Annotated in this window: 15 protein-coding genes; 12 read left to right on the forward strand and 3 right to left on the reverse strand. The window is 70.5% G+C overall.

Annotation, left to right across the window (positions count from 1 at the left end):
• Positions 1-8 precede the first annotated feature (8 nt).
• From ACFW9Z_RS32655 to ACFW9Z_RS32685, 7 genes are all read left to right on the forward strand, one after another.
• A complete protein-coding gene (locus ACFW9Z_RS32655; RefSeq protein WP_384646553.1) occupies positions 9-1,679 on the forward strand; it encodes an ABC transporter substrate-binding protein in 1,671 nt (556 codons plus the stop codon).
• Between the two features lie 85 nt (positions 1,680-1,764).
• Complete coding sequence (locus tag ACFW9Z_RS32660; protein WP_384646555.1) at positions 1,765-2,769, forward strand: ABC transporter permease; 1,005 nt, start codon at positions 1,765-1,767, stop codon at positions 2,767-2,769.
• A 1-nt stretch (position 2,770) separates the two neighbouring features.
• A complete protein-coding gene (locus ACFW9Z_RS32665) occupies positions 2,771-3,733 on the forward strand; it encodes an ABC transporter permease (protein ID WP_384646557.1) in 963 nt (320 codons plus the stop codon).
• Positions 3,734-3,739: 6 nt separating this feature from the next.
• The gene (locus ACFW9Z_RS32670) at positions 3,740-4,732 is read left to right on the forward strand and encodes an ABC transporter ATP-binding protein (RefSeq protein ID WP_384646559.1); all 993 of its coding nucleotides are present in this window, start codon (positions 3,740-3,742) and stop codon (positions 4,730-4,732) included.
• Complete coding sequence (locus ACFW9Z_RS32675) at positions 4,729-5,961, forward strand: ABC transporter ATP-binding protein (RefSeq protein WP_384646562.1); 1,233 nt, start codon at positions 4,729-4,731, stop codon at positions 5,959-5,961. Before ACFW9Z_RS32670 ends, ACFW9Z_RS32675 begins: the two co-directional genes overlap by 4 nt.
• Before the next feature lie 57 nt (positions 5,962-6,018).
• Complete coding sequence (locus ACFW9Z_RS32680) at positions 6,019-6,678, forward strand: trimeric intracellular cation channel family protein (RefSeq protein ID WP_384646564.1); 660 nt, start codon at positions 6,019-6,021, stop codon at positions 6,676-6,678.
• Positions 6,679-6,741: 63 nt separating this feature from the next.
• Complete coding sequence (locus ACFW9Z_RS32685; RefSeq protein ID WP_384646566.1) at positions 6,742-7,614, forward strand: thioesterase family protein; 873 nt, start codon at positions 6,742-6,744, stop codon at positions 7,612-7,614.
• 94 nt (positions 7,615-7,708) lie between these two features.
• On the opposite strand, the gene ACFW9Z_RS32690 is transcribed toward ACFW9Z_RS32685, so the two are convergent.
• The gene (locus ACFW9Z_RS32690) at positions 7,709-8,344 is read right to left on the reverse strand and encodes a TetR family transcriptional regulator (RefSeq protein WP_384646568.1); all 636 of its coding nucleotides are present in this window, start codon (positions 8,342-8,344) and stop codon (positions 7,709-7,711) included.
• Positions 8,345-8,480: 136 nt separating this feature from the next.
• Between ACFW9Z_RS32690 and ACFW9Z_RS32695 the strand changes: the two genes are divergently transcribed.
• From ACFW9Z_RS32695 to ACFW9Z_RS32705, 3 genes are all read left to right on the forward strand, one after another.
• Positions 8,481-8,636, forward strand: coding sequence for a hypothetical protein (locus ACFW9Z_RS32695; protein ID WP_167405190.1), 156 nt, complete (start codon positions 8,481-8,483; stop codon positions 8,634-8,636).
• A gap of 143 nt (positions 8,637-8,779) precedes the next feature.
• On the forward strand, positions 8,780-9,133 hold the full coding sequence (locus ACFW9Z_RS32700; protein WP_384646571.1) for a hypothetical protein: 354 nt from the start codon (positions 8,780-8,782) through the stop codon (positions 9,131-9,133).
• A gap of 63 nt (positions 9,134-9,196) precedes the next feature.
• Positions 9,197-10,366, forward strand: a complete 1,170-nt coding sequence (locus ACFW9Z_RS32705) for a cysteine desulfurase family protein (protein WP_384646573.1) — start codon at positions 9,197-9,199, stop codon at positions 10,364-10,366.
• A 6-nt stretch (positions 10,367-10,372) separates the two neighbouring features.
• Here the strand turns inward: ACFW9Z_RS32705 and ACFW9Z_RS32710 are convergent, their stop codons facing one another.
• Positions 10,373-11,107, reverse strand: coding sequence for an N-acetylmuramoyl-L-alanine amidase (locus ACFW9Z_RS32710; protein ID WP_384646575.1), 735 nt, complete (start codon positions 11,105-11,107; stop codon positions 10,373-10,375).
• Between the two features lie 61 nt (positions 11,108-11,168).
• Between ACFW9Z_RS32710 and mnmA the strand changes: the two genes are divergently transcribed.
• A complete protein-coding gene (mnmA, locus tag ACFW9Z_RS32715) occupies positions 11,169-12,305 on the forward strand; it encodes a tRNA 2-thiouridine(34) synthase MnmA (RefSeq protein WP_384646577.1) in 1,137 nt (378 codons plus the stop codon).
• Positions 12,306-12,366: 61 nt separating this feature from the next.
• Here mnmA and ACFW9Z_RS32720 read toward each other — a convergent pair whose 3' ends face one another.
• Positions 12,367-12,699, reverse strand: coding sequence for a DUF427 domain-containing protein (locus ACFW9Z_RS32720; protein WP_384646579.1), 333 nt, complete (start codon positions 12,697-12,699; stop codon positions 12,367-12,369).
• Positions 12,700-12,794: 95 nt separating this feature from the next.
• On the opposite strand from ACFW9Z_RS32720, the gene ACFW9Z_RS32725 reads away from it, so the two are divergent.
• A complete protein-coding gene (locus ACFW9Z_RS32725; RefSeq protein WP_384646582.1) occupies positions 12,795-13,334 on the forward strand; it encodes a TIGR00730 family Rossman fold protein in 540 nt (179 codons plus the stop codon).
• Positions 13,335-13,381: the final 47 nt, after the last annotated feature.

The raw sequence follows: 13,381 nt of genomic DNA on the forward strand, positions 1-13,381 counted from the left end.
GTGGACCCATGCGCATATTCAAGTCCCGGGCCGTCCGGGCGATCACGACAGCGGTCGCTGTCGGTCTGATCGCCACGGGCTGTTCCAGCGAGCGGGACGAGGGCGGCTCCAAGGGGGGCGACAAGGACACCTTCGTCTTCGCCGGATCCGGTGACCCCGGCTCCCTCGACCCGGCCCTCGCGAGCGACGGCGAGACGTTCCGCGTCACCCGCCAGGCGTTCGAGGCGCTGCTGGAGCACGAGCCCGGCGGCAGCAAGCTGGTCGGCGGCCTCGCCGAGAAGTGGGAGAGCGACCCGACCGGCAAGGTCTGGACGTTCAACCTGCGCCAGGGTGTGAAGTTCCACGACGGCGAGGCGCTCAACGCCGCCGCGGTCTGCGCGAACTACGACCACTGGTTCAACTGGAAGGGTACGTACCAGTCCAGCGCGGTCTCGTACTACTGGCAGAAGATCATGGGCGGGTTCGCGAAGAACGAGGACTCCGAGGCGCCCAAGGCGAACTACAAGTCCTGCACCGCCAAGGACGAGAACACCGCGGTCATCGAGGTCAACGAGACCACGGCGAACCTGCCCGGCGGCTTCTCCCTCCAGGCGCTCGCGATCCACTCGCCCAAGGCGATCCAGGAGTACGCGAAGCAGGACGCGACCGCCAAGGGCGACGCGATCACGTACCCCAAGTACAGCCAGGAGGCCGGCACGGTCGCCGGTACCGGCCCGTACAAGATCACCAAGTGGAACAAGGGGAACAAGGAAGTCTCCCTGGAGCGCTTCGACGGCTACTGGGGCGACAAGGCCAAGGTGAAGAACCTGGTCTTCCGCACCATCTCCACCGAGGAGACCCGCCGCCAGGCCCTCCAGGCCGGTGACATCGACGGCTACGACCTGGTCTCGCCCGCCGATGTGACGACGCTGGAGAAGCAGGGCTTCGAGGTCCCGACCCGTGACGTCTTCAACATCTTCTACGTCGGCATGACGCAGTCGGCCAACCCGGCGCTGAAGAAGCTTGAGGTCCGCCAGGCCATCTCGCACGCCATCGACCGCGAGAACCTCGTCAAGACCCAGCTGCCCGAGGGCGGCAAGGTGGCGACCCAGTTCATGCCCGACACGGTCGCCGGCTACTCGGACCAGGTGAAGACGTACGCCTTCGACACCGCCAAGTCGAAGGACCTCCTCAAGCAGGCCGGTGAGGAGAAGCTGACCGTCGACTTCTGCTACCCGACCGAGGTCACCCGCCCGTACATGCCTGCCCCGCAGGACCTGTTCGAGCTGATGAAGGCCGACCTGGAGAAGGCCGGCATCACCGTCAAGCCGAAGGCCATGAAGTGGGCCCCGGACTACCTGGACGCCGTGCAGTCCGGCTCCTGCTCCCTGCACCTGCTGGGCTGGACCGGTGACTTCAACGACGGCTTCAACTTCATCGGCACCTGGTTCTCCAAGCACGACGCGCAGTGGGGCTTCAAGGACAAGAAGCTCTTCGAGGTCGTGAACGCGGCCTCCGAGATCGCCGACACCGCCGGCCGTACCGACGCGTACAAGAAGGCCAACGAGGCGATCATGGAGTACGTCCCGGGCGTGCCGATCTCGTCGTCCCCGCCGGCGATCGCGTTCGCCAAGAACGTCAATCCGCCGAAGGTCTCCCCGCTGACGCAGGAGAACTTCGCCGAGGTCTCCTTCAAGTAATCGCACACCAGCGGGTCCGCCCGGCCACAGCAACCAGGTGGCCGGGCGGACCCGCTTCGACGCACGTGAGAAAGGGGCATGCGGGGTGCTGCGACTCGTCGTCAGAAGACTTCTCCAGCTCATTCCCACCCTGCTCGGCCTGTCGGTCCTGCTGTTCCTCTGGCTGAACCGACTGCCCGGCGGACCCGCCTCAGCGATCCTGGGCGAGCGGGCCACCGAAGCCGAAGTGGCGAGGATCAACCGTGCACTCGGGCTCGACGAGCCGGTGCACGTCCAGTACTGGCGCTTCCTCAAGCGCATCTTCGAGCTCGACCTCGGAACCTCCACCCAGACCGGTCAGCCGGTGTGGGACGAATTCGCCCTGCGCTTCCCGGCCACTCTGGAGCTCAGCGTCGCCGCGATCCTGATCGCCGTCGTCGTGGGCATCCCGATGGGCTATCTGGCGGCCAAGCACCGCGGCGGCTGGCTGGACGTGGCGTCCGTCTCCGGATCGCTGCTCGGCATCTGCATCCCGGTCTTCTTCCTGGCCATGCTGCTGCGCGGGATCTTCTCCGTCCAGCTGGGCTGGTTCCCGAGCCAGGGGAGGCTCACCACCGGCCTCAACGCCACCGACGTCACCGGGCTCGCCGTACTGGACGGGTTGCTGACCGGCGAGTTCGACGCGAGCTGGGACGCGATCATGCATCTGGTCCTGCCCGCCCTCGCGCTGGCCTCGATCCCGCTCGCCGTGATCGTCCGGATGACCCGGGCCAGCGTCCTGGAGGTGCTCGGCGAGGACTACATCCGTACCGCCGAGTCCAAGGGCCTGGACAAGCGCGTCGTCCGCGGGCGCCACGTCCTGCGCAACGCGCTGCTGCCCGTGATCACCGCGGTCGGCCTGCTGACCGGCAGCCTGCTCTCCGGTGCGGTGCTCACCGAGTCCGTCTTCGACTTCGGCGGCATCGGCTCCTTCATCCGTACCGCGATCGACGGTCGCGACTACCCGGTCCTCGTCGGATTCATTCTCTTCATCGCGATGGTGTACGTGCTCATCAACCTCCTGGTCGACCTCGCGTACAGCATCATCGACCCGAGAGTGCGGGTGCACTGACGTGACGATCCTGACCAACAAAGCAGACAAGATCGACCGTCTCGCCGAGCTGACACAGAGCTCCGAGACCGTCGCGGGCACCAGCCTCTGGCGCGAGGCGTTCCGCCGGATGCGCTCCAGCAAGATGGCGGTCATCGGCGCCTCGATCATCGCCGTGTTCGTGCTCGTCGCGATCATCGGCCCGATCCTCGCGCCGCACGGCCCCACCGCGCAGACGTGGCGCGGCGAAGTCTTCCCCAACCAGGGCAAGTTCGTCGGTATGCGCGGCGAGAACTGGTTCGGCCTGGACCACCTGGGCCGCGACATGTTCTCCCGCTGGCTCGTCGGGGCCCGGCAGACGCTCCTCGTCGGTGTGGTCTCCATGCTCATCGGCCTGATCGTCGGCGCCACCGTCGGTGTCCTCTCCGGCGCCGCCGCCACCCTCGGCGGCAAGGTCGGACAGCGCGTCGACACCGTGATCATGCGCATCACCGACATCATGCTGTCGCTGCCGTCCCTGCTGCTGGCCGTCTCCATCGCCGCCGTGCTCGGGCAGTCGCTGACCACCGTGATGATCGCCGTCGGTGTCGTCCAGATCCCCATCTTCGCCCGCCTGCTGCGGGGTTCGATGCTGGTCCAGGGCGGCGCGGACTACGTGCTCGCCGCGAAGGCCGTCGGTATCCGGCGCAAGCGGATCGTCCTCACCCAGATCCTGCCGAACTCCCTGAGCCCGGTGATCGTCCAGGCGACGCTGAGCCTCGCCACCGCGATCATCGAGGCGGCGGCCCTCTCCTACCTGGGGCTCGGCAACCCCGACCCGGCCGTTCCCGAGTGGGGCGTGATGCTCTCGCAGGCGCAGCGCTTCTTCGACAACGAGCCGATGATGGCCGCCTACCCGGCCATCGGCATCATCATCACGGCACTCGGCTTCACCCTGCTCGGCGAGTCCATGCGCGAAGCCCTCGACCCGAAGCTGCGAGGCTGAAGTCCTATGCCACTGCTTTCAGTTGAAGAACTCAGCGTCACCTTCACCGCGCGCGGCCGCAAGGACGCCACGGCCGTGGACGGCGTCTCCTTCGACGTCGACCAGGGCCAGGTCGTCGGCCTGGTGGGCGAGTCGGGGTGCGGCAAGTCCGTCACCTCGCTCGCCCTGATGGGGCTGCTGCCCCGCAAGGGCGTGACGATCGGGGGACGGGCCGAGTTCGACGGCCAGAACCTGCTGGGCATCAGCGAGCGCAAGCTCCGCGACATGCGCGGCAGCCAGCTGGCGATGATCTTCCAGGACCCGCTCTCCTCGCTGAACCCGGTCATCCCCATCGGTATCCAGGTCACCGAGATCCTCCAGCGGCACCGCGGCCTCAAGGGCGAGAAGGCCCGCAAGGAAGCGGCGTCGCTGCTGGACCGGGTCGGCATCCCCGACCCCACGCGGCGGCTCAAGGAGTACCCGCACCAGCTCTCCGGCGGTATGCGTCAGCGTGCGCTGATCGCCATGGCGGTGGCCTGCGCGCCCCGCCTGCTGATCGCGGACGAGCCGACCACGGCACTGGACGTGACCATCCAGGCGCAGATCCTGGAGCTTCTCAAGGAGCTGGTCGACCAGGAGGGCACCGCCCTGCTGATGATCACCCACGACCTGGGCGTGGTGGCCGGTCTCTGCGACGAGGTCAACGTCCTCTACGCGGGCCGGGCGGTGGAGACGGCGGGCCGCCGCGAGCTGTTCGCCCATCCCACCCACCCGTACGCGCACGGGCTGCTCGGCTCCATCCCGCGCCTGGACGCCCCGCGCGGCGAGCCGCTCAACCCGATCCGCGGCTCCATCAACGACAAGATCGCCTGGGCCGACGGCTGCGCCTTCGCACCCCGTTGCGACCACTACACGCTGGAGTGCCTCACCGGCACCCCCGAACTGACCGAACCACGCGCCGCCGGACACCAGGTCCGCTGCGTCAACCCGGTCCTGCCCAAGGCGGAGGTCCCGGCATGAGCCTGCTCGAACTGGACGGCGTCAAAGTCCACTTCCCGGTGAAGAAGGGCCTCTTCTTCGACCGTACGGTGGGCCATGTCTACGCCGTCGACGGCGTCTCGCTCAGCGTGGCGGCCGGGCAGACGTACGGCCTGGTCGGCGAGTCGGGGTGCGGCAAGACGACCCTCGGCCGCGCGGTGCTGCGGCTGAACGACATCACCGACGGCGCGGTCGTCTTCGACGGCACCGACCTCGCGCAGCTGCCCTCGGAGGAGATGCGGTCCTTCCGCCGCCGCCTCCAGATGGTCTTCCAGGACCCGCTGGGCAGCCTCAACCCCCGGCAGAACATCGAGTCGATCCTGTCCGAGGGCATGGCGGCCCACGGCATCGGCAAGGACCAGGCCGAGCGCCGGGAGAAGATCAAGGCGATCCTCGCCCGGGTCGGCCTGCCGTCCAACGCGCTCTCCCGCTACCCGCACGAGTTCTCCGGCGGCCAGCGCCAGCGCATCGGCATCGCGCGGGCCCTCGTCCTGGAACCCGACGTGATCATCTGCGACGAGCCGGTCTCGGCGCTCGACGTCTCGGTCCAGGCGCAGGTCATCAACCTCCTGGAGGAGCTCCAGGAGTCGCTGGGCCTGACCTATCTGGTGATCGCCCACGACCTCGCCGTGGTCCGGCACATCTCGGACGTCATCGGGGTCATGTACCTGGGCGGGCTGGTCGAGGAGGCGCCGAGCGACGCGCTGTACGCGGGGCCCCGGCACCCGTACACCAAGGCGCTGATGTCGGCCGTCCCGGTGCCGGACCCCGAGGTCGAGGACCGCCGCGAGCGCATCCTGCTCCACGGCGACCTGCCCTCCCCGGCCAACCCGCCGGCCGGCTGCCGCTTCCACACCCGCTGCCCGTGGGTGCAGGAGACCAAGTGCGCCACGGAGCGCCCGCCGCTGCTGGACACCGGTGACGGGCACAAGGTGGCCTGCCACTTCACGGCCGAGATCGAGGCCGGGACGGTCAAGCAGACCCTGGCCACCGGGATCGAGGCGGTGATCTCCACGGAGGCGGTGGCGACCGAGGCGGTGGAGGTGTCGGAGGGGGAGGCGTCTGACGCGCCGGAGGCCGGTGCTCCGGAAAAGGAGGCCGACGCTCCGGCCGAGAAGGAAGCGGCTCCGGAGAAGGAGGAGCCCGCGACCGTACCGGCTCAGGCCGACGCGGGGAGCACCGACCGGGCGGAGGAGAGCCCCAAGGCCTGAGACCGGGGTCTGAGACCGGGGTCTGAGGCCGGGGTCTGAGACCGGCACAATTGTCCGGTGCTCACCGAACTGTTCACGCCCTCCGTCCAGCATGCGCTCGATCTCGTCGGGATCTTCGTCTTCGCGATCTCGGGCGCCCTGCTCGCCGTACGCAAGAACTTCGATGTCTTCGGCATCGCGGTCCTCGCCGAGGTGACAGCGCTGGGCGGAGGGCTGTTCCGTGACGTGATGATCGGCGCGATCCCGCCCGCCGCCTTCACCGACCTCGGCTACTTCATCACCCCGCTCTTCGCCGCCGGCCTGGTCTTCTTCCTCCACCCGCATGTGGAGCGGATCCAGTCCGGCGTCAACGTCTTCGACGCGGCGGGGCTCGGCCTGTTCTGTGTGACGGGGACGGTGAAGGCGTACGAGTACGGGCTCGGGCTGACGGCCTCCGCGGCGCTCGGGCTGGCCACGGCCGTCGGCGGCGGTGTGCTGCGGGACGTGCTGGCCAACGAGGTGCCCTCGCTGCTGCGCTGGGACCGAGACCTGTACGCGGTGCCCGCGATCGTCGGCGCGACCATGGTCGTCCTGTGCATCCGCTTCGACACCCTCAACGCCTTCACCAGCGGCGCGGCCGTGATCGCCGCGTTCACCCTGCGGCTGCTGGCGCTGCGCTTCCACTGGCGGGCGCCGCGTGCGTACAACCGCTCCTCGGCGCGGGCGGAGGAGGCGTAGGGCCGCGCAAGGGGCCACCAAAAAGCTACCGCTCAGTAATTCAATCGGTGTACCGTCCCTCTCATGGCACAGGCAGCGACAGAGGCGGCGGCACAGACCGCCCCGGCAACCATCGGCGACAGCGAGTTCGACCGGGACACCGCGGTCACCCTGCGCGAGGAAGGCGTCTACGACGCGGAGCTCTCCGCGGGCTGGACCATCATCCAGGCCGTCAACGGCGGATACCTGCTGGCCCTCCTCGGCCGCGCGCTGGGCGAGGCCCTGCCGCACCCCGACCCGTTCTCCGTCTCGGCGCACTACCTCACCGCCTCCGTCCCCGGACCGGCCGTGATCCGGACCCAGACGGTCCGCACCGGCCGCACCCTCTCCACGGGTCAGGCCTCCCTCTTCCAGTACGCCGAGGACGGCAGCGAGATCGAGCGCATCCGGGTCCTCGCCACCTACGGCGACCTGGACGCGCTGCCCGACGACGTACGCACCACCGCCCTGCCGCCCGCGATGCCCGACCGGGACCACTGCCTCGGCCCGAGCGACGGCGCGCCCAGGATCCCGGGCAGCTCGGCCATCACCGACCGCCTCGACATCAAGCTGGACCCGGCGACCGTCGGCTGGGCGGTCGGCGCCCCGTCCGGCAAGGGTGAGATGCGCGGCTGGTTCGGCCTCGCGGACGGCCGCGACCCCGACGCGCTCTCCCTGCTGCTCACGGTGGACGCCCTGCCGCCGACCTCGTTCGAGCTGGGCCTCACCGGCTGGACCCCCACCGTCGAGCTCACCACCCACATCCGCTGCCGCCCCGCCCCGGGCCCGCTGCGGGTCTCCATCACCACCCGCAACCTCGCGGGCGGCTTCCTGGAGGAGGACGCGGAGGTCTGGGACAGCGCGGACCGCCTCGTCGCCCAGTCCCGCCAGTTGGCGAAGGCGCCGCGCGCGAAGTAGGACGTACGCGACGGAGAAGGCCGTACGGACGTAGACGTACGGCGACGGCTTCCGCGCCCGTCCGGGGCATCCCCGGGCGGGCGCGGCGCCGTTGTCAGTCCCGGGCGGGGGCCTCGTCCAGCCAGTGGGCGCGGCCGATCGACACCAGCCGCAGCCGCCGTTTGGTCCGCCGGACCACCTCCCGCTCACGCTCCGGACCGCCCTCCAGCAGCGCCGACGCGGTCATCACCATGTGGTCCACATAGAACCCGCCCAGCATCAGCAGGTCCTCCTCGCTCCATCCGGCCGCCTCCGGCTCCTGGCCGAGCGCGAGGGCCACCTCCTCCGCGAACCGGAACAGCTGCGCCGCGATGGCCTCGCGCACCGGGCCCACCCCGCCGTGCTGCTCCCGGGCGATGAACCGGAAGTGGGCGGGCTGCGCGGCGACATGGCGCGCTATCACCTCCACGCTGCGGTCCACCCGCTCCTCGCTGTCGCCCGTCTCCATGAGCACCGCGGCGATCAGCCCGTGCAGACTGCCCAGCGTCTCCTCCACCAGGGCCACCCCGAGGGTGGCGGTGTCCTCGAAGTGCCGGTAGAAGGCGGTGGGGGTGACCCCGGCGGCCCGGGTCACCTCCCGCAGCCCCAGGCTGCTCAGGCTCTGGTGCTCCAGCAGCCCGAGCGCGGCGTCCAGCAGGGACTGGCGGGTCCTCAGCTTCTGGGTCTGGCGAATGCCGACGGTGTGACTCATGCCATTCAGTAAACAACCGTTCTCCGAGCCAAGGAAGGGGCCGGAGGTTTAGGCTGGCAAGTCAGTGAACACTCGTACTCCGAACGGCTTTCGTCTCGCGCGGCCCCGCGCAGACTTCGTAGAGAGAGGTTCCGCCGTGCTTGTCCTCGTCGCCGCGCTGTTGCTCCTGGGGATCGCCCTCGGGGCGGTCGCCCAGCTTCCGGTTCCGGTCTCCCTGGCCGCCGGGAGCGTGATCGGCGTCTGGCTGCTGATCTTCGCCGCCCGGGAGCGCCACGCCCGCCGCACCCGCTGACCCGCACCCGTATCCGTACCTGCTGATCCGTACGCGTAGTCCGTACCTGCTGATCCGCCCCGCAACCCGATGATCCGCACGTACACCCGCACCCGCACCCGCCGAGCCCGTCCCGACCGGACCCATCCGAAGGAGCTCGCACCATGACCCTCACCCTCATCGACCGCGCCCGCCGTACGGACGAGGTCATCGACCAGGACCCCGCCGACCCGGGCACGGCACCGGAGAAGGCCCCCGCCCCCGCTCCCCGCCGGGCCGTCGGCCGGGAGGCGGACGGGCTGGCCGTCGCCTCCTTCGTCCTCGGCCTCGTCGGCCTGCTGGTGTTCAACCTGCTCCTCGGCCCCACCGCGATCGTGATGGCGCTGCTGGCCCTGGCCCGCCGCACCCGCCGCCCCGGCCGCGCCCGGCTCGGCCTCGCACTCGGCGTCGCCGACCTCGTCGTCCTGGCCGTCCTGGTCTCCGTCAACGGCACGGTCGCCTGGAACCTGGGCGGCTGACGAGGGCGGTCCGGGACGTGCCCGCCATGCGCCCCGCCCCGGGCTCGTAGAATCGGCCCCACCATGGCCTACCTCGACCACGCCGCGACCACGCCGATGCTTCCCGAAGCGATCGAGGCGATGACCGCCCAGCTCGCCGTCACCGGGAACGCGTCCTCCCTGCACGCAGCCGGGCGCCGGGCCCGCCGTACCGTCGAGGAGTCCAGAGAAACCCTCGCCGACGCCCTCGGCGCCCGCCCCAGCGAGGTGGTGTTCACCTCCGGCGGCACGGAGGCCGACAACCTCGCCGTCAAGGGCCTCTACTGGTCCCGGCGCGACGCCGACCCCCGCCGCACCCGGGTCCTCGCCGGTCCCGTCGAACACCACGCGGTCCTGGACGCCGTCGACTGGCTCGCCGAGCACGAGGGCGCGACCGTCGACTACCTCCCGGTCGACCGCTACGGCCGGGTCCACCCCGAAGACCTCCGCGAGGCGATCCTCCGGGACCCCGACGACGTCGCGATGATCACCGTGATGTGGGCGAACAACGAGATCGGCACGGTCATGCCGGTACGGGAACTGGCTTCGGTGGCCGCCGAGTTCGGGATCCCGATGCACGCCGACGCCGTCCAGGCCTTCGGTCAGCTGGAGGTCGGCTTCGCCGCCTCCGGACTGGCCGCGATGACGGTCAGCGGCCACAAGATCGGCGGCCCGTTCGGCATCGGCGCGCTGCTGCTGGGCCGCGACCACACCCCCGTACCCGTGCTGCACGGCGGTGGTCAGGAGCGGCACGTGCGCTCCGGCACCCTGGACGTGCCCGCCGTCGCCTCCTTCGCCGTGGCGGGGCGGCTGGCCGCCGAGGGGCGCGAGCACTTCGCCCGGCGCGTCGGAGGGCTGCGCGACGACCTCGTGGCCGCCGTACGCCACGCCGTCCCGGACGCCGTGCTCGGCGGCGACCCGGACCCGGCCGGGCGGCTCCCGGCCAACGCCCACTTCAGCTTCCCCGGCTGCGAGGGCGACTCCCTCCTCCTGCTGCTGGACGCCCAGGGCATCGAGTGCTCCACCGGCTCCGCCTGCACCGCCGGGATCGCCCAGCCCAGCCACGTACTCCTGGCCACCGGCACCGATCCGGACCTGGCCCGGGGCACCCTGCGCTTCTCGCTCGGCCACACCTCCACCGAGGACGACGTGAAGGCGCTGGCCCAGGCGATCGGCCCGGCGGTGGAGCGGGCCCGGACGGCCGGGCTCAGCTGAGGGCGCTCACCCGGAAGCCCGTACGGAAGGGGTGGGCGCGGGGGCCGTCGCCGCCCGCCGCACCAGCTTCAGATAGCGGTCCCAGTCCCAGTGCGGCCCCGGGTCGGTGTGGTCGGTACCCGGCACCTCCACGTGCCCGATGATGTGCTCCCGGTCGATGGGTATGTCGTACCGGGCGCAGATCGACGCCGTCAGCCGCGCCGAGGACTCGTACATCGCCTTGGTGAGGTCCTTGGGCCGGTCCACGAACCCCTCGTGCTCGATGCCGATCGCCCGTTCGTTGAAGGAGCGGTTGCCCGCCTGGTACGCCACGTCCAGCTCGCGGATCATCTGCACCACCCGTCCGTCCTGGCCCACGATGTAGTGCGTCGCGGCCCGGTGGGCGGGGTCCTGGAACACCCGTACCGCGCTGTCGAAGCTGCCCTGGGTGACGTGGATGATCACGCGGTCGATCCCGTAGTCGTCGGGGCGGTCCGCGCGCCGCCAGTTCGCCTCGGAGGCGGCGACCCAGGTGGCGCCCGCGTAGTCCAGCTCACCGGGCTTGCGGGGCTTCTCCACACCTGGCACCCGCCACCAGGCCCGCTTCACCTCGTCGCGCGCGAGCACGACGGCGGTGCCGGCGGCCACCACCGCACCGCCGCCGATCAGCAGAGCACGCCGGCTGACACCGCCCGCGGACTTCTTCCGCGACGGCCTGCCCGAGGGCTTTCGCGACGCCCGGGTGCTCCCGTTGTTCCCCATGTGATCGTCAACGTATATCCGCGGGCATTCGGTTCCCGGCGACCCGTACCCTGGAGGGGCTATGACTCAGACTTCCCAGCGCCCCCTGCGTGTCCTCGCCGCGATGTCGGGCGGCGTGGACTCCGCCGTCGCCGCGGCCCGCGCCGCCGAGGCGGGCCACGACGTGACCGGTGTCCACCTCGCCCTCTCCGCGAACCCCCAGTCCTTCCGGACCGGGGCGCGCGGCTGTTGCACCATCGAGGACTCCCGGGACGCCCGCCGCGCGGCCGACGTCATCGGTATCCCGTTCTACGTCTGGGATCTGGCGGAACGCTTCCGCGAGGACGTGGTGGAGGACTTCGTCGCGGAGTACGAGGCCGGGCGCACGCCCAATCCGTGCCTGCGCTGCAACGAGAAGATCAAGTTCGCCGCGCTGCTCGACAAGGCCCTCGCCCTCGGCTTCGACGCCGTCTGCACCGGCCACTACGCCACCGTCGTGCTCACCGAGGACGGCAGCCGCGAGCTGCACCGCGCCTCCGACATGGCCAAGGACCAGAGCTATGTGCTCGGCGTCCTGGACGAGAAGCAGCTCGCCCACGCCATGTTCCCGCTCGGTGACACCCTCACCACCAAGGACGAGATCCGCGCCGAGGCCGAGCGCCGGGGCCTGGCCGTCGCCAAGAAGCCCGACAGCCACGACATCTGCTTCATCGCCGACGGCGACACCCAGGGCTTCCTGGCGAGCCGCCTCGGCGGCCCGGCCGAGGGCGACATCCTGGACGAGTCCGGTACGAAGCTGGGCACCCACGAGGGCGCGTTCGGCTTCACCATCGGCCAGCGCAAGGGCCTGAAGATCGGCCACCCCGCCCCCGACGGCAAGCCGCGCTACGTGCTCGACATCTCCCCGGTGAACAACACGGTCACCGTCGGCCCGGTCGAGGCCCTCGACGTGACCTCCCTGACCGCCATCAAGCCCCGCTGGTGCGGAACGCCCCCGGCCGGCCCGGGCACGTACACCGCTCAGCTGCGCGCCCACGGCGGCGAGTGCGAGGTGACGGCCGAGCTGGTGGACGGCTCCGAGCTGCACGTCACCTTCACCGAGCCGGTCCGGGGCGTGGCCCCCGGCCAGGCGGTCGTCCTCTACGACGGGACGCGCGTGGTCGGCTCGGCCACCATCGCGACGACGGTGCGCCGCGAGCGGGTCTCCTCAGGAGCCTGATTCCCGGCCCACGGCGCCCGGAGCTCCCTACCTCAGGGAGCTCCCTGCCTCCCGGAGCTCCCTACGCCACCTTCTCCGTCGCGTAGAAGCAGAAGTGGTCCTTGATGGCGGCGACTTCGGGCTTCGGGTCCGGGTAGGCCCAGACGAGGTCGGCGGCGTCGGGCAGCGACCAGTAGGAGGCGTCCCCCTTGAATGGACAGTGGGTGGTGGTCTCCGAAGGGGTGAGGAGTTCGGTGCGGACGTCCTCGGGCGGCAGGTAGTAGCGGTCCGGACAGCCCGTCTCGCGCAGGACGAGGGGGCGGCGGCTCTCGGCCAGCACCTGGCCCTCGTGGACGGCCCTGACGTGCTCGGTGCCCGGCTCGACGGTGATGTGGTGTCCTCGGGTGGAAGTCATGCCTGCTTCAGCGGCGTACGGGCCAGGAATCTTCCCCGCCCCGTGGACCGTGACGCGGACGGGGGAGTGTCAGAGGCGGGTCGTACGGTGACTCCATGAACATCTGCGTCTTTCTCTCCGCCGCCGACCTCGACGACCGCTACACCGTGCCCGCCCGGGAGTTCGCCGAGCTGCTCGGCAGAGGCGGGCACACCCTGGTCTGGGGCGGGTCGGAGAGCGGCCTGATGAAGGTGGTCGCGGACGGGGTGCAGGCGGCGGGCGGGCGCCTGGTCGGGGTCTCGGTGGACTTCCTGGCCGCGAAGGCCCGTACGAACGCCGACGAGATGGTGATCGCCCGCGACCTCGCCGAGCGCAAGGCCCTGCTCCTGGAGAAGGCCGACGCCGTGGTGATCATGGTCGGCGGGACCGGGACGCTGGACGAGGCCACCGAGATCCTGGAGCTGAAGAAGCACGGCAAGCACACCAAGCCGGTCGTCCTGCTCAACACGGCGGGCTTCTACGACGGGCTGCGCGAGCAGTTCCGGCGGATGGAGGACGAGGGGTTCCTGCCCATACCTCTGACGGAGCTGGTCTTCTTCGCCAAGGACGCCGTCGGTGCGCTGGCGTACCTGGAGGAGTCCGCCGGTCTGCGGTAGGCAGGGCCGCCCTTCGGGCGACGACGGCAGTTTGACGACAGGACCTA

Origin of the sequence: Streptomyces sp. NPDC059452 (genome assembly GCF_042750035.1) — a bacterium.
In the GTDB taxonomy this organism is placed as follows: Bacteria; Actinomycetota; Actinomycetes; order Streptomycetales; family Streptomycetaceae; genus Streptomyces.